Consider the following 17,535-nt stretch of genomic DNA (forward strand, 5'->3'; position numbering starts at 1 on the left):
CGTATATGCATAGAACAATTCCTTCATTAATTTATTCAATTTTAATCAATTTCAATGAGGAATGAACTCACTTCATTTTTACCTTAATCGTGTCTGTGCTGGTAACTCCGGCAGAGTTAATTAACTCTGCCCGATACGTATACGTGCCCGATGCTTTCCCGGACAGTGTAGTCACAGCACTTTGCGCATAAGGTGTAGCCGAACGGAGTTCTTGCGTATCGATCAACTTATCATTTTCATAGAGACGATACTCTGTAGCGTTGGTCCCCCACCACAGGTTCATGGTCACCTTATAATAGCCGTCGCCATCCCAGTTATCGTGAGAGAGAACCGCTTTGCCTGGCGTTGCGTTGGTAACCCGAACAGTCAACGTTTGACTACGCGTTGTTCCCTTGTCGTTAGTCAGCTCAGCCACGTACGTATACGTGCCATTGGCTTTGCCCGTGATCTTCGTCTGAGCAAACTGCGCCCAAGGTGCGTTGTAAGTCAACTTTTGCGTATCAACCAAAACCCCGTCCTCATATAACTTGTAGCTAGTTGCGTTCTCGCCCCACCACAGGTTCATTGTAACGATATACGCGCCCTCTGGTAAGCCGTTGCCTACCCAGTTATTGTGAGACAATACAGGCGTACCTGGGGCCTTAGTTGCCGGAGTTTCTGGTTCGGTCTCCACGGCTTCCAATTTCAGTGCCGTATTGGCTGTGCCCGAAAGCCCCTGTTGGTCTTTTACCGTAAGTTCAACAGCATACTCGCCTGCTTCAATTCCCTCCAAAGGAAGGCTGAAGGTACCATCAGCTTGTACTTCAAAGACTCCTTCTTTATAAACCGAACCATCCTCTTTTTTCACAACATACGTTGCTTCCAGGGAAGCGGCCGGATCAAACGTGATGTCCCACCCGCTGGCAAGCGCAGGTGCTACACGGAAGTACAAGTCTTCCACGCTACCATTAAGGACAGCAGACTCATCCTCTTTGAACTCCAACGCTTCTGGTGCAGTTACAGCCGGAGCTGTCTTTTTCACCAAAAATGGCGAAGTGTCTTCCTTATAGGTTTTGCCGTCCGTACCAATAGTAGTGATATCAACGGTGTATAAACCATCCGGAATCTCTGTCACTTCATCAGTTGTGTAATCCGCATATGTGCCGTCCCAGGCAAGATTATATCTTGCGTTAGCATTGAAATTATAATAGTTACCGAAAATGGAACCGATATAACCATCTTGATAATATCCACCTTCCGGATTAAGACCATCAAAAATCTCAATCAGGGCGAATGTCATCGGATTGTAGAATTCCATCGCTACATTAAGCGTATCCAACGTACCATCAGCCTTCAATGGATAGTGAAAAGGATTTTTTTCAGTGCCTTTTACGGTTTCAATATATTTAACTCCACTCAACGTAACGTTGAAATGAGCAACATATGGCACAGTAAATGTATTGGTTCCGTTCGAGAACTCAATGTATCCTTGTGCTTCTGTAGTCGCAGTAACCCCTCGTGGAACGGTAATTGTCACTGCAAGCTCTTCCTCACCATTCAGTGTGAAGGAACTCTTGTCTACCTCAACGGATACACCAGCAACATTACGAGTTGGATTCACATTTACGGTGTAATCCCCTCCACTGCCATTCCGCGCTTCAACTTTAATCGTTTTGGTAATCGTCTTTTCATCTGTGCTCAGGAAATTACCGTAGTTGATGCTTCCGGTGATATTTTCCTTTTCAACAACAGCGCCACTTTCGGTGTACTGAGTTACATCAAGCACCTTGACAAAAGCAACAGGGTCAATAGTATTCACAGCCTGAATACGGCCAGCACCTTGATCAAATACATCAAATTGGGTTGTATCCAACACTTTACTATTGTTCATCAGCGCAACTTTGATATCAAATGGCGTCCATTCCGGATGCTTCTCGATCAGCAGCGCAATCAAACCTGCTACATGAGGTGTAGCCATACTTGTACCTGATTTACGATCATAAGCCTGTGCGTAATCTGCGTCTGGCTCATCCTTGCCGTAGGCAGGAATCGTAGACAAAATGCTTGTACCTGGTGCAACAATATCCGGTTTGATGTCAAGTGTTACCTTGGCAGGTCCGCGGGAACTGGATGAATTCATTTCATCACCCGGCGTTTGGCTGCGTTCAAAATCACTAAAGCTTACTTCAACGGCTTGGCCTGCGTCCAACTCAGCCTTGATCACATCCCCATCTTCCTTGGACATGCTCAGTGTTGGAATGAGTTCAAAGTTATCGCCCAGACTCACACCGATTGGACCCGGAATGTTGTTATATACAATAACAGCCAAGGCTCCGGCTGCTTTAGCATTGGCGATTTTCTCTACAAATGCGATTTCACCACGCTGTATTAATGCCACTTTACCTGTAAAATCCTGACCTTCAAAATCAGTTGGCTTACCCAGTGCTGCATATTCAAGCTCATATTTCCCTGTCAAAACAGTTTCAGGGTCTGCCGACAGGCTCCATCCCATCAGATCCAGACGGTAAACCGACTCAGTAATAGCCAGTGGAGCTTCAGTCGGAGCAACTACAGACTCTTCTTCCACAGGGGCAGCTTCAGGAGAAGCTTCAACGGGTGCAGAAGGTGATACAGATGGAGTATTTTCTTCCGTTGTAGCTTCTTCTACATTCGGAACTTCAGCTTCGTTAGAAACTGTGTCCTCCACAGCTGCTGCACTTTCCTCATCAACCGTTGCGGGTACACCTTGCTCTGAACCTTCAGGCTCTTCTGTTCCAGGTGCCGTACCCAGTTCAGGAGATTGTTCAACCTCTGGCACCGGTTGTTGTTCAGGTTGTGCCTCTTCGCCTTCCTCACCAATCCAGAAGTGAGTATCCGCTGTAATGAGCTGACTAGGACCTGTTGAGTTACCTACCGTAATCGCCATCGCAGACGCCCCTGGAGAACCAAGTGTATAACGGTTAGGTCCGTCATTGCCACTGGCAACTACTGCTGTCACACCAGACAGCATCGCATTATTCAGGGCTACCGAGGTAATATAACTTGGATCATTAGCGGCATTCCCCAAAGATAGATTAATTATATCCATGCCATCTTCAACGGAACGATCAATTCCGCCGAGCACCCATGAGGTTTGACCACTACCATACGGCCCAAGTACACGGTATGCATAGATATCTGCTTCAGGAGCAACGCCAACAATCCCGTAATCCCCTGCTTCACGAGCAGCAATGGTACCGGCTACATGCGTACCGTGGGATGTGTAAAAGGCACTTCCCCTTTCGTTAAACTCAGGTTCCCCTGAACTTTTCCATTCTTGATACGTTGCTTCATACGGATCATTGTCGTTACCAACAAAGTCCCATCCGCCTTTGTAAGCTTCCTGCAAATTAGGATGCTCATAGTCAATCCCTGTATCGATGACACCCACTTTGATGCCATTTCCTTTGTAACCCAGATCCCATACTTCAGGTGCACCAATAAAAGGTGCTGTGTCTTTCATGTACGGGTTCACTTCATCTGTCTCAGGCGCTATTGTAAATTCAAGGTCAGGATATACGCTGACCACGCCAGGTATTTGAAGCAATTGTCCCACCTGGTTTCCTTTAAGCTCAATCGCTACACCATTTAGGGCATATGCATATTCTTCCAATACTTCATGTTTGATTTTCTTCTGAGTGAGGCTATGTACAAATGACTGTTGTTGTTGCTCAACTTGAGTCACAGCCTTTGTTTCCATAGAGGAGGTAAAAGATTTTCCGGAGAGGGTTGATTCACCTTGCGCTACTGCAACAGGTTTATTGGAAAGCTCAACGATCACTCGGGTATTCTCTCCACCCAGGCCTTCCAAGCTTTTATCCAAAAATGGATCTGCGGCAAGTTTGGCTTCCCGTCCTGCAAGAATCTCTCTCCATTGTTTGGCTTCGGCTGTACTGGGTAAGTTCTCAAGCTGAATAACTGAATCTGCGGGAGCGGCTCCAGCCGCGGGGAGAATAATGGAAAAGACCATCAGAATACTTAATAAAGTGGATATCAATCGTTTACTCAAGGCTTTGCCCCTCCTTTTAAATGTGAATACGTCACCAAATGATGGGTTCCTGCTGTTTGTGCGTACTGCAATACACACTCCAATTTCACCACCTATCTGCAAGAAGTTTGACCCTTGGTAAATTATTCTATCAAAATACCACATTTTCCTTCTAAATACTTACAAATATGATATAGAAATTACTTATATGGGTCTTGAGTACGATAAAAATATCCATTTGTAATTATTTGTCGTTTGAATATTTCATTTTTAAAATAATGCATCAAAAAAAAAGACCAAGAGCCTCTTTATCCGAAAGAGATTCCTGGTGTATAGGGGAAACGTCGTTAGCATACAAAGGATCTTGATAATTCGTTTAACATCGATAAAAATTGCTACATATCACAAAATTCTACTTATTCTGGCTTCACGGCTTCAATACGCAGACGCTTGTAATCGGCATACAGAGCATCATCTTTCCAAAGGTGAGGCTTCACGATCTGACTGGTTTCCTTGCATATTTGTTGTATCTCTTCATGACTGAGACTTGCAAAATAGTCGCCTCCAAAATGAGCCAACCAGCCTACTATACCCTGCTCACCATCTGCCAGTCTGGTAGGACGCTCGTAGTGATAGGCCTGTCGCACCACAAATCCACGTTGTTCTAAAATATGGCTATATTCTCCGATCGACGGAAAATACCAAGGATTACGTTCCGATGCACGAATGTCCGTGCTCCGCTCCATAACCTGCTCTAATGCATTCACAATGGTCTGAACATTCCCTTTACCACCGAATTCTGCTATAAAACGCCCTCCGGGCTTCAAAGATTTCCATATACTATCCACCACTAATCGCGGGCTTCGCATCCAGTGCAGGGCTGCATTGGAGAAAACGGCATCATACAGTCTTTTCGCCTCAAACTGATGACCGTCTCCTTCCACGAACTCAAGTTCAGGGAATTTCTCCCTCGCACGGCGAATCATGTCTGGCGATGCGTCCATGCCAATAACTTCAGCTTCGGTCAGAGAAATTTCATGCGTCAAATCCCCCGTCCCGCAACCCAGATCAAGGATGTATTCCCCTTTTTGGGGTTGAAGCCACGAGATCAGGTTTTTTCCATATCCCGACACAAAAGCCAGTTTGTTATCATATTCGTCTGCTTGCCATTGATTTAATGATTTCATGGATACCACCGTCGCTTTCGTTATTGATATCCTCATTGTGGCATAGAATTGTTTATTCTTTAAATATATAGATTCTATATTGTTTATAGGTATAACCAATAGAACACTTCCTCTGAACGCAAAAAACTTCCCGAAGGAAGCTTCTTTTTAATACGTCCCAGGAGGGATATTCTCCTTCCAGTCGAGACTGCGATGTAGTGCTAAAGAAGCGAATGCTTCGACGAACCATTAGGGTTCTCTTCCCTTGAACGCAAAACAAGTCCAACGAACCATTGGGGTTCTCTTCCCCTGAACGCAAAAAAAAACTTCCCGAAGGAAGTTTTCTTTTTTTACGTCCCAGGAGGGATTCGAACCCCCGACCGACGCCTTAGAAGGGCGTTGCTCTATCCAGCTGAGCTACTGAGACAAATATGTATAATAAATTTTCGGCGCGGTTCTTATTATACTCTGATTTCTATATTTTTCAATAGTTTTATAAAAAAATTAATAATTATACTTAAACACCGGTTCAAACATGTACTTTACCGTATTATTCTCATACTCCAGCCCCTTTGAGAATATGATAGCTTGAACCAGGTTATATTGAGGAGATTGGGACATTTAGAGTAAGATTAACATCAGACATTTTCAATGTCAGAATTGCTGGGTAATCTTTTGCATACATACATTTCAATGATCCATTGAAGGAGAGAATCGTCATGAGACAGCTTTTATCAGCCCTATCCTATTTCAGTATTTTCTTTGCCCCGTTCCTGTTTCCGATCATTATATGGATTGTTGCCAAGGATGATTACATTGAGGGACATGCAAAACGCGCCTTATTCTCACATGTATTCCCCTTTCTCGCTGCCATTCCGTTATTTTATTTCTTCGTGACTGCGCATAGTCTGGGTTCCGCCGTCGGGTTTGTCATTCTATTCTTTGTGATCTACGGATTAAGCTTTGTGTACAATGTGGTTAAAGGGATTCAAGTACTGCGCGAGTATGCTTGATCACATCTCCACCTGATCTGACCATCGCATAACAAAACCCGCCGTTCAACAACGGCGGGTTTTTCCAGTTACAGATACAGTCAGAGCAACCGGCAACAGCAACAGGTCACATCTACATATAGCTCAACATTGAACTCTATCCCGCTAACACCACATGTATTGCTGGAGCGTTACCTGTTAAGCCTGCCCGATTAGATAACGTTGAAGTGTTGGACCAAGCAAACCAAAGGAAAACAACTCACTTTGAAACCGAGCTTTATCTTCTTCTACTGTCATACCTTCGCTGTTCTCAAATGCGGCTTCTGTCGCCTCTTCAAACGCAGTATGCATATTATTGTTATACCAGTCGATCGCCGAATCGGAGTGATTGCGTACAATCCGAACAACTTCCAGCGAATTTCCGGGCTGGGTTGAAGCCACGTATACAAGTAACAACGGATCTCCGGCATTTCCAGGCTGCACTTCAACCTCTGCACAAGACAATCCATCCACCTCGGTTAATCTGCGTATTTTGGCATCTTGAATGGCATACATTCGTCATCGCGCTCCTTTTCCTTTGTGCTTATCATGTACTTTGTTCAATCTGGTATCGTGTCTCTGGTGTGCCCAATCGGTAAATCTCTCGATACACCTGTTGTAATACCGTTTCATACGCTCGGTTTACGGACTCCTCCGGTGTATCTGGCCATGGGAATACCATGCCAGGAAAGGCCTCTTCCTCCTTTTCCTGCATGAGGCTCAGCAGTCCCAGTAATTGCTCCGCTTCCTGCGGCGTTGCCTGAATGATCCATTCATACGATGTTACCGACGGATCCGGAATAACGGAGCGGCCCATGACAGACACATAATACTTCATACTGTCCATTGCATGTTCTCTCCTTCACAGGCATGTTGAGGCCGTTGTCCCTAGAACTAGTTTCCGAAGAGGACAGACATTTTATGCCTGCTTTCGGCATATATTTGTTACGACCTCTGACGAAAAGACAACATTTGCTGGTTGCCAGTAACTAAGCAGCCATACGGATGAATGACTCGACCAAGAAAGGATGAACAAACCATGTGCGGTATTACCGGCTTCATACAGTGGAATCGGGATTTGACCCAGGAATCAGAGCTGCTGGTCCGTATGACGGATAGCTTGTCGAACCGGGGGCCCGACGCTTCAGGTACATGGATCTCCAATCCTTGTGCCTTTGGACATCGGCGTCTTAGTGTAATGGACCCCGAGAACGGCGCACAGCCCATGCATGCGTTACAGGGAGATACCTCCTATACCGTCGTGTATAACGGAGAACTATACAATGCACCCGAGTTGAAAAAGGAATTGCTCCAGCGGGGGCATCAGTTCCGCACGCAATGTGATACGGAAGTGTTGCTCGCCTCTTATATTGAGTGGGGACCGGCATGTGTTGACCGGTTTAACGGTATTTTTGCTTTTGCCATATGGGATGGGGGACGCGAACAAGTTTTTATCGCACGAGATCGCCTTGGCGTTAAACCTTTGTTCTACAGTAATAACAAAGACACACTCGTATTTGGTTCAGAGCCCAAAGCTCTGCTCATTCACCCGGATGTGGAAGCCGCTGTTGGCCCGGAAGGATTGGCCGAAGTGTTTATCGTAGGGCCTGCACGGACACCAGGACACGGCGTATACTCTTCACTGAGCGAACTCAAGCCTGCTCACGCGCTGATCTATAACCGAAACGGGATCCGAACCTATGCCTATTGGAAACTGGAAAGCCAGAACCACGAACATAACCTGGAAGAGACGGCAGCCGAGGTACGCTCTCTCTTGCAAGATACACTGGAGCGCCAGTTGGCTTCGGATGTTCCGGTATGCTCTCTTTTATCAGGAGGACTGGACTCCAGTGCCTTGTCTGCATTAGCCGTGGATTATTACAATCGGACCGGGCAAGGCCAAATCAGTACGTATTCTGTCGATTATGTGGATAACGCCAAGCATTTCCAGGCGCATTCCTTTCAGCCGGGTGCAGATGGACCCTGGATTAAGCGAATGGTGGATGAACTCAAGACCGATCATCACTGGATTGAGATTGAGAACGGAGAACTGGTTCATGCACTAACACAGGCCATGTTAGTAAGGGATCTGCCAGGTATGGCGGATGTAGATTCCTCGCTCTATTTGTTCTGTAAAGAAATCAAAAAAGGGGCCACCGTTGCCATCTCAGGCGAAGCAGCGGATGAAGTATTTGGCGGCTACCCCTGGTTCCATCGAGAAGATATGCTGAACTCCGGTACGTTTCCGTGGTCTGTAGCGCCTGATATGCGAGCAGCGTTGTTATCCCCGGATATTCGGGAATGGATTCGGCCACTCGATTATTTGGCAGACCGCTATTCGGATGCAGTGGCTGAAGTGCCTCTGTTGGATGGGGAAACAGGTAAAGCCGCACAAATGCGGGTGATGTCCTACCTAAACATTACCCGTTTCATGCCTACACTTCTGGATCGCAAAGACCGGATGAGCATGGGGGCAGGACTGGAAGTGCGGGTACCTTACTGTGACCATCGTCTGATCCAGTATGTGTTTAACATCCCTTGGGAAATGAAAATAACCGGCGGGCGGGAAAAAGGTATTCTGCGTAAAGCACTCGAAGGTGTCCTGCCTGACGATGTGTTATATCGCAAAAAGAGTCCGTACCCGAAAACACATAATCCGCAATATCTGGCCGCGGTCAAACAACAGGTACTTGATATCCTGGATGATCCCACATCACCTATTTTGCCTTTGATTGACAAAGCTCAGATCCGGAATCTTGCGTCTTCACCAGATGCAGCTTCCAATCTCCCCTGGTTCGGACAGTTAATGTCGGGTCCCCAGTTATTTGCTTATCTGACTCAGATCAATACCTGGTTGCGGACATATAAAGTCGCTATTCGTTAAGATCATGTATGCATTGATTCAGCATGATGAATTATTTAAGGGTGCCCAAACAGTAACTACTGTGTTTGGACACCCTTTTATTACTTTTTTATAAGAATCTCTGTACGTATGCGTTCATTCTTATCCACATTCCACTCATCTCATTTTATTGCACTTTGAAACGACTAACGGTCTGTTGCAACTGTTCTGCCATCAAGGAGAGATCATTGGCTGCGGAAGCGATCTCCTGCATCGCAGACAACTGCTCCTCTGAAGATGCACTCACTTCTTCTGTTCCGGCGGCCCCCGTTTCGGTCACTTCCATGATTGTTTTCATAGACCTATTAATCTGTTCTACACCTGTTGACATTTGCTCAATTGAAGCAGAGACTTCCTGTGTTTGCCCCGCTACGCTTCCAACCGCCTCACGAATTTCATCAAATGTGGCTCCCGCTTGGTGAACAAGTGCAATCCCCTCTTGAACCTCTGCGGATACAGCCACCATAGATTCAGCAGCATTTCGCATTCCCTTCTCAATCGATGCCACCAACGGAACAATTTGATTAGCAGAAAGCGCAGACTGCTCAGACAGCTTCCGAACCTCTGTAGCAACAACCTGAAACCCTCTTCCCTGTTCGCCAGCTCGTGCAGCCTCAATAGCGGCATTAAGGGATAGGAGATTCGTCTGTGCTGATATTTCCGAGATGCTGTCCACCATTTTTACAATATCCTGAGAGTGCCTGCTCAGTTCCTGGATCACGACCGACAGATTCGACACCGTCCCTTGTATAGAATTCATTTGACCTATCGCAGACTGAACTGACTCGCTACCCGATATTGTTTTTACGGAAACTTTGGTAGCTTCTTCAGACATATGGAGTGTGTTCTCCGTAACTTGTTGAAAGCCTGTCGTCAACTCATTCATCGTCTGGAATCCATCACTCGCCATTCGAACCTGTGTATCCATACCTGTTGCAATCTCACCCATTGTGATGGCCACTTGCTCTGTGGCGGTTGCTGTCTGTTCGGTGCTTGCCGTCAACTCCTCTGAAGAGGCAGCTACCCGTTCTGCACTGTCTCCTACCTGATGAATGAGTGTACGCAAATTGGCAGACATGATATTAAAGGCTTGGGCGAGATCACCAATCTCATCCTTGTTACGGACCACAATAGGCTCACCAGTCAGATCTCCGGCAGCAATCCGGCTCGCGGATTGGGCAACAGCAGCAACAGGCAAGGATATCATTCTGCCAATGACATACGCCACAAGTGCCCCGATGAGAAGAGAAGCCACTCCAATAATTGCAATCCACCTAAGGACTTGCACAATCTGAAGATTAGCCTCCACAACGCCTGAGTTCATGGCATTTTGTTGATGCGTTTCCATGCCTTCCACAATGCCTTCAAATTCAGAGATCAGACTTGGGGCTGTATCCTTCAGTAATCTTGAGATTTCACTGTTATTTCCCTGTCTTGTCAATATCATAATCTGCTGCGCAAGTTCATAATATCGGCTCATCGCTTCATCTGAGCGTGAAAGGTAATCTTTCATCTTTGAACTTGAAACTGTTGATTTTAATTCTTCATTTAACGCTATGTAATCTTCATAAGCTTTATTAAATGCCTGTTCGTTCTCTGCATTGTCTTCCAAAATATAATTTCTCAAAGCAATCTGCTGTGATTTAAGATCAATCGACATATTTTTAATGAGCAATAGTTTGCTTGTTCTATCACTGATTAATTCTGTATACGTTTTCTCAACGGCTATAAACTGCGTATATGTTATAACCGTTATAGCCACCAATAATAACAGCACAGATGAGAAACCCATAAGTAATTTACGGCTAATTGAGATTTTTTTCATGTGTACTCCCCCAAAAGTTCAGATAACGTGCATGATGCTTCCTACATCCACCCTCCTTTTAATTTAATTAAGACTTTAGACCCAATTAAAAATATAATTCGTGATTATATGTACAAATGCTATTCATAACAGGGTCTTTTTTCCTATTCATACTAACCCAAAAAATATGAAATTTGAATCATAAACTTAAATTATTATTTTTTCGAAATTGTCAAGTCCCTTTTAAAAAAGTACACAAACACTAACTCTAGTCCGGTAAAACAAAAAAAACACCTTCCAGTAGGCAAGTCCAAACCAAAGGTCTGATCTTGCCTATACTAAAAGATGCGTTTGAAGTTACGCTGATATGTGGTTTAGAAACAAATAAACATATTCCAGCTCCCCAGTGGAATAGCTAAATATGAAATGCCGGTCAACGAATCAATACCGGATTGCGTTCAAGCAGCCCGCTGCCAAACGTTTCTCTGAACGGGGAATCCTCCATATGGATATAACCGATGTAACAGCCACATTTTTTCATACGACAAGGCCGATCCGCGGCCAAAGCCTGCAGACCATCGCGATACAGATGTCCAATGATTCGACGATCCTTGTAACACCGCTTCACATGCCCTGACCCTTGTACATAAAATACTTCGGAACCGGCAGCACAACGTTTGCCCAAGCTCTCATAATCCTGCAGATTTCCTTCAAAAAGCGGATCAAGCCCACGTAAAAATTGAACCTCTTCCGGCGTGTAATACTTGGGCCGATCTTTGAAGGCATTTACCCACATATACACATCATCCGGCAAAGCCTGTCTCATGGACTCGATTGCGGGGAAAGCACTACGGAGTCCGACAGTACCGACACTAAAAGCAAGTCCCATCTGACGCAAGGTCAGACATTGTTTTACAAAAGAAGCCTCTTTTGTCTCACGAGGATGATACGTCGCCCAAAAGGCTGCTTTATTCGTATCCAGCTCTCTCGCCCAATCCAGTTTGACGGACAGGTTGGTTTGAATTGCAACTTTATCCACATGTGGCATATGTGACAGCTCAACCATCGCTTCCCGGTACCAACGACGCACCAAAGCTTCACCGTAGGGATTGAAGAATATTGAAAATTGATGCCCGGCACACTCTTGCTCCCTGACCCAATTCACAAATTGACGCAATTGTTGTTCATCCACTTCCAACGTCTCTTTGGAATCCACGGTTTTGCTAAAAGGGCAGTATGGACAGTCGTAATTACAGGAAGACAACTTCCCCCGATAATACAAAGTCGCTTTCATGAGAAAACAAACCCTTCCATCTGTTCACGAATTTCGGCAGATATAAGCCAATCTCCAATCGCATCGGAGTAACCTAGTCCTTCTTCTGTCAGACGCAGCACCTGCTTGTCCTCATCGCTCTCCAACTCCGCCATGCCCTCTGTCAACAGTTCAGCCAACCAGACATAGTCGGACATCACATCGGTACCAAAGCGCTGTTGGTAGTCAGACAACATCAATCCCTCCCGATGCAGCAAGGCTTTCAGAATAAAGCGGCGTCTCTGTTCCTCACGGCTTAACACGATACCATAATCCGCCACATCGTAGCGCTCAGTCGCCACATAATCGGCAATGATGCTCTGTGTGGCCTTGTAACTCACGCCGTATTTGGATGCATAGTGTACTTCACTCGTATAAGAGCGTGCACCACATCCCAGACCAACCATGCCCTCCTCCTGACAGCTATAAGGCAAGAGCACTTTGGAGGACGACTGTTCCTTGGCAAATCTGCGCATCGAATATTGCACATAACCTTTGCTTTTCAATGTCTCACGTGCAGCTATATACAGCTCCATCCGAATGTCAGGTCCCTGACGGCGAATATCTTCAGGCTTCACGATTGTATTTTCCCGTGTGTACAAGGGATAGATAAAGATCTCGCCCGGTTCATAGGCCAGAACTCTTTCCAATGAATAGATCCACGATTCCACCGTTTGACCCGGCAAACCATAGATCAGATCCAGATTTAACAATGGGAAATCGTAACGAGTAAGCTTCTCAAGCGCTCGTTCGACCTCCTGCGGTTTTTGTGGACGATAGATGGCAGATGCTTCAGTTTCAATGAAACTCTGGATACCCATACTAATACGATCCACACTTCGCTCCTTCATAATGGCCAGCTTGGCGTCCGTAACGGTATCCGGCGACGTTTCCACCGAAATCGATGCTTGCGAAGGGTCTAGTCCCATCACATGTTCGGCAATATCAAACAGACGATTCAAATGAACCTCATTTAATAATGTAGGCGTTCCTCCACCAATCGCAAACCGGGAATACGGTCTTCGAGATGTAATGGGTGCCCACTGCTTCGCCTGACGTTCCAGCGCATCCACATAACGTTCATGCGTATCATCCCGTCGATCCGGCAGGGTGAACAGATTACAGAATCCGCAACGTGCAGCACAAAAGGGAATGTGCATATATAAAAAATATGTATCGGTATTTTCTCTTTCCCACATTGGCCCCAGCGGCAGTGGTGGGTCAAGCTCCCGATATGCGGTCTTGTGCGGGTATGAGTACAGATACGAACGATAAGGGAATTCGAGTACTTCACGAAGACCTGTAATCGTTGTATTGGATCCGGACTGATCGGAATGGCCTGTTGTCATGGGTTGAGAATGATTGTCCATCGGTATCCTCCTGTCTCCGGTTGTTATCATCATCATAAGATTAATACGTTTAAGAGTAATACGTTCTATACTAAAAATTCACGGTATGGCACCGTCCAGACGACATCATGTGCAAGCCGGTGTCCTTGATACCCGTCTTCACCGTAAGCTGTACCATGATCGGAAAAAGCTAAACAAAAGGCAGGCCGAGAACGTTTCCTTATCGCCTCGAACAATGGCCCAAGTGCCTCATCTACATATCGAAGTGCAGCCCGCTGAGTCTCCACAGAGTCCTCCCTGGCACCTTCTACAAAGTATTTATTGGGACCATGAATGGCCGACACGTTCAAAAACATAAATATCTTTTCATCCGGCGGCGTCTGTTCAAGCAGCTTCAATGCATGCTGTACCTGATGTTCTGTCGATTTGGGGTTGGTTACCCCAAAGTTCATTCGCCAATAGCTGTGTTGGAAATAACCGGGCAATACTTTCGCAAGCGGGTTTTTTTTCGTAAAAAAAATGACGCCACCAATACAGATGGTACGGTAACCTTCAGCTGCGAACCCGGATACGATATCCGGTGTATCAAACAGCCAGGTATGCGGATGTGTCTTGAGTCCGGTATTCCGGGAATGGAACAATCTTACATGCGATGCCTTATCCGTATTGGCAGGAGTGGGCATAAAACCACCAAAAAAGGCGTGGTGCGCTGCATATGTAAAACTACCCGGGGTATGACGCTTCTCCCATGGACCCGAACCACACAGATTGGGACAATTCGCCTCTTCCAGCTTGGCTACGTCATATCGTAACGTATCCAGCGTAATCATCAACAGATCATGGGAGCCCACAATGGTGTTCATATCAGGCATGTTGAATAGGCTCCTTTCGTAAAAGTTCCATCTCCCACTCATAGGTTCCTAGGCCATGATGCTCAACCCTGTATAACAGATCTCCAAACGGATTCACATCCAGTACATAGGCACGCGGGTTCGAACCACTAGTAAGCATCACATCAATCCCGGCTGACCATGAGTTGGGAAATGCAGACATAGCTGCTTGCGCTGCCGTCCGAACCAGCGACATCCGGTGTTCATCCATACCAGCTTCAGCAGGCAACATACGTTCATTGCGCAGATGCAGATTGGTTATAGGGGTACGACTAAGTCGCATAATCGAATGGCCTGCCTGTCCACCCGCAACCAGTTGGCGAATATCATAGGCCCGCTGATCAAGCGTAGCTTTGGGCATCCACCGTTCAATCTGTGCACCTTCTGCACATAACCAGTTCATCAGCGTAGCAATCTCTTCACCGCGGGTATACTTGCGTAGACGTCCTTCATTGAAGAAAATCGTCTTGCCCTGTATCTGTTCCATCCCCATCGTTGTTACAGCGATCTCATCACCCGTTCGGGGATTGACTTGATAGCCTACAACTCCTGAAGCCCCGGAGCCACTTGCGAGCTTTACAAATACACGGTTCATACCGGCATATTGCATAGCTGTACGCAAGTCGGTGTAACTTCGAATCGGCTGTGAAGACTGGAGCGTAGGAGGTACCTGAACCCCATGAGAAGATAGATGCTGCTGACATGTTCTCTTGTCAAACATCAATTGGATATCCGCGGGATCATTCAAGAATCGGACTTCAGGCCATATTTTCCGAGACTCACGGCCGATTCGATCCAGACATGCTTTCCAGCCACGGAACCACTGGGCAGGAGCGTATATTCTTCCCCACTGCTGTTCCAGCGCGAGTGCCTGTTCTGCGGAAAATGCTTCTGCTCCCATTTCACCCGTTAATGTTGACGGTGACGTATCGTTCATAGCTCCAAGGAACAGTAGCTCACATTCCACTTTCCAATCCTCTCCAGGAGCATCTATTCGAATCAGGGGTACGGGCAGATTGGAATCTACTGTATCAGCGATGGTTCGTCCGTGCCTCCAATTCTGGAGCAATTGAGCATAGGGCAGTACAACCGCAGGTTTCAAACCCAATCTATGCCTAGCCTCTTGCAGCCCCTGTGTTCGTCGGTTATCAGGGTTTCCGAACAATAAAAAGGGCTGATCTTGCGTTAAATCAGGTACATCTATTGGTTGATGCAGATTCTCATTCATTTCCTTTACGCCTGACATCGACTATTCTGTTAACGATGGATAGCGCCAGTCATCCTCATCACTCTGTTGCTGGTCGCTAACATCTACAGATATACCGGATTGGTTCCAGCGACTGATCATTTCATTGGTCATGTAATGGTAACTTAGATCAAGATGTTTCAGTTTCTTGATCTTGTCACTGGCAAGCAACACCTCGGCCCCTTCATCAGACAACGTCCCTTGCGATAGATCCAGTACTTCAAGTTGATCCAGAATAGGTGCTTCAGCTGCTGCTTTTGCAATCTCATCCTGAATTTCACTGTCTTTCAGACCCAAGTAAACCAGCTTTGGAAATAATCCTTTTTCTAACAAAGGCAGTACATCTTCAAGTGATCCATTGAAACCATAATTATCCACACCCAGGTACAGTTCCAGTTTACGCAATTCAGGCAACTTGGCATGGGTGATTGAAGATAACACTTCTTTCGGCAGACCACCACAAATAATAATCAATTCTTCAAGCTTGGCATGCTGGAGTGGTTCCAGACTGAGGCCGCTACTGCCCATTACAGAGAATGATTTTAATTCTGGAAAGGCACCTAACAGCGGTGTGAGATTGGTCTGGATAATCCACGATACTTCACATTCTTCGAATCCCATATCTCCAATAAACAGTTTCTTCAATGACGGAAAACTTGGAGCCGACTCGACGAGCGTACTCATGAACTCATCAGGCGAATTTTCATAAGCCTGTCCCCAATCTCCGATGACCAGACTTTCCAATGAGCTGGCCTCCGGTTTAGCTGCCAGTTCCTTAATTAACTTTTCCATACGAATGCCGTCCTCATAATCATCGTAAGATACAACAAGCTTCACTTCTTGCATGAGTAGATCCCTCCGTTTAAGGTTCATATGTGATTCGTTAGTTTGAATGTTAACCCATACCACACAAGGCTTGCAACTTCTTCCAACTCCAGTCCCAATGAGATTCCCAATCGTGCAACGTAAACTAATTTTTATGTAGGTATAAGAACATGCGTTCTGATATGTAGTCGCAGAAATAGCTATCTTCAATTAGGTATATGGATGGACTATCACCAAACCCGATCAAATACTTTATTTCATACAAAAAGCGTTAATGGCGGATGAACCATCCCATCGGAATGCTTCTCTCCTTCCATTAACGCTTTGATGTTCACGTATCATGAAGTTAAATCAAGAAATCAAGATGTTTTGTTTATTCTTAGCCTTCAAGTCTGGATACAAGCGCTCTCAGCGCATGACCACGGTGGCTAATCGCCTGCTTTTGCTCCAGCGTCAGCTCTGCCATTGTCATTTCGTATTCAGGTACATAGAACAGTGGGTCATATCCAAAACCGCCAGCACCCGCAGCTTCAGCTGTAATCCAGCCTTCCGCAGTGCCTTCCGATTCATATTTATCACCTGTTGTCGGGTCGTACAGTACCAATGCGCAGACGAATCGAGCCGGACTTAAGAGCGGCTGCTCGGTGTCCTCACCGGATTTCAACGATTCCAGCGTCTCCAGCAACTTCGCATTGTTCTGTGCATCCGTTGCTCCTTCGCCTGCATATCTCGCTGAATAAACTCCGGGCTCCCCGTCCAACAGATCTACGCAGAGTCCAGAATCGTCTGCCAGTACGGGCAAACCAAGCGCGTCGCCTACTGCCTTGGCTTTCTTCCAGGCATTTTCCGCAAACGTTACGCCATCTTCCACCACATCCGGCAGCTCCGGATAGTCAAACATGCTCTTGACCTCTTTGCCAAGCGGTGCGAAAGCATGAGCGAATTCACGGACTTTACCCGCATTGCGGGTAGCAACAATGAGGATTGGGCTGTCCAAACTCATC

The 17,535-nt window shown here is 46.1% G+C and carries 13 protein-coding genes and 1 tRNA gene; 2 read left to right on the plus strand and 12 right to left on the minus strand.

Annotated features, from left to right (window positions below; genetic code table 11):
- Positions 1-67 precede the first annotated feature (67 nt).
- From IFU39_RS29265 to IFU39_RS29275, 3 genes are all read right to left on the minus strand, one after another.
- Entirely contained in the window at positions 68-4,027 is a 3,960-nt protein-coding gene (locus IFU39_RS29265) for a S8 family serine peptidase (protein ID WP_274599306.1), read from the minus strand.
- A gap of 395 nt (positions 4,028-4,422) precedes the next feature.
- Positions 4,423-5,193: a class I SAM-dependent methyltransferase gene (locus tag IFU39_RS29270; protein WP_192136257.1), complete on the minus strand. Its 771-nt coding sequence runs from the start codon at positions 5,191-5,193 to the stop codon at positions 4,423-4,425.
- A 332-nt stretch (positions 5,194-5,525) separates the two neighbouring features.
- Positions 5,526-5,599: transfer RNA gene (locus IFU39_RS29275), tRNA-Arg, on the minus strand.
- Between the two features lie 292 nt (positions 5,600-5,891).
- Here IFU39_RS29275 and IFU39_RS29280 point away from each other — a divergent pair.
- A complete protein-coding gene (locus IFU39_RS29280) occupies positions 5,892-6,185 on the plus strand; it encodes a DUF4870 domain-containing protein (RefSeq protein ID WP_017692583.1) in 294 nt (97 codons plus the stop codon).
- A 177-nt stretch (positions 6,186-6,362) separates the two neighbouring features.
- Here IFU39_RS29280 and IFU39_RS29285 read toward each other — a convergent pair whose 3' ends face one another.
- Positions 6,363-6,719 (minus strand): hypothetical protein, encoded by a 357-nt coding sequence (locus IFU39_RS29285; protein ID WP_192136258.1) that lies wholly within the window; start codon positions 6,717-6,719, stop codon positions 6,363-6,365.
- Positions 6,720-6,750: 31 nt separating this feature from the next.
- A complete protein-coding gene (locus IFU39_RS29290; RefSeq protein ID WP_017692581.1) occupies positions 6,751-7,050 on the minus strand; it encodes a hypothetical protein in 300 nt (99 codons plus the stop codon).
- 192 nt (positions 7,051-7,242) lie between these two features.
- Here IFU39_RS29290 and asnB point away from each other — a divergent pair, with 192 nt between their 5' ends.
- A complete protein-coding gene (gene asnB, locus IFU39_RS29295) occupies positions 7,243-9,087 on the plus strand; it encodes an asparagine synthase (glutamine-hydrolyzing) (protein WP_091011855.1) in 1,845 nt (614 codons plus the stop codon).
- 145 nt (positions 9,088-9,232) lie between these two features.
- Here asnB and IFU39_RS29300 read toward each other — a convergent pair whose 3' ends face one another.
- The 7 genes from IFU39_RS29300 to IFU39_RS29330 all read right to left on the minus strand — a co-directional run bounded on the left by IFU39_RS29300 (position 9,233) and on the right by IFU39_RS29330 (position 17,534).
- Positions 9,233-10,930 carry a methyl-accepting chemotaxis protein gene (locus tag IFU39_RS29300; RefSeq protein ID WP_192136259.1) on the minus strand — a complete coding sequence of 566 codons (1,698 nt, stop codon included), beginning with the start codon at positions 10,928-10,930 and terminating at the stop codon, positions 9,233-9,235.
- Between the two features lie 412 nt (positions 10,931-11,342).
- On the minus strand, positions 11,343-12,203 hold the full coding sequence (locus IFU39_RS29305) for an STM4011 family radical SAM protein (protein ID WP_192136260.1): 861 nt from the start codon (positions 12,201-12,203) through the stop codon (positions 11,343-11,345).
- Positions 12,200-13,591 (minus strand): STM4012 family radical SAM protein, encoded by a 1,392-nt coding sequence (locus IFU39_RS29310; RefSeq protein ID WP_192136261.1) that lies wholly within the window; start codon positions 13,589-13,591, stop codon positions 12,200-12,202. Before IFU39_RS29310 ends, IFU39_RS29305 begins: the two co-directional genes overlap by 4 nt.
- Positions 13,592-13,656: 65 nt before the next feature.
- Positions 13,657-14,442 (minus strand): STM4013/SEN3800 family hydrolase, encoded by a 786-nt coding sequence (locus tag IFU39_RS29315; RefSeq protein ID WP_192136262.1) that lies wholly within the window; start codon positions 14,440-14,442, stop codon positions 13,657-13,659.
- A complete protein-coding gene (locus tag IFU39_RS29320; RefSeq protein WP_244661159.1) occupies positions 14,435-15,706 on the minus strand; it encodes an STM4014 family protein in 1,272 nt (423 codons plus the stop codon). Before IFU39_RS29320 ends, IFU39_RS29315 begins: the two co-directional genes overlap by 8 nt.
- A gap of 3 nt (positions 15,707-15,709) precedes the next feature.
- Complete coding sequence (locus IFU39_RS29325) at positions 15,710-16,552, minus strand: STM4015 family protein (RefSeq protein WP_091011848.1); 843 nt, start codon at positions 16,550-16,552, stop codon at positions 15,710-15,712.
- Between the two features lie 358 nt (positions 16,553-16,910).
- Positions 16,911-17,534, minus strand: a complete 624-nt coding sequence (locus IFU39_RS29330) for an XTP/dITP diphosphatase (RefSeq protein WP_091011846.1) — start codon at positions 17,532-17,534, stop codon at positions 16,911-16,913.
- Between the last annotated feature and the right edge of the window lies 1 nt (position 17,535).

The sequence above is a fragment of the Paenibacillus sp. CFBP 13594 genome (assembly GCF_014842675.1).
GTDB classification, from domain to species: domain Bacteria; phylum Bacillota; class Bacilli; order Paenibacillales; family Paenibacillaceae; genus Paenibacillus; species Paenibacillus amylolyticus_B.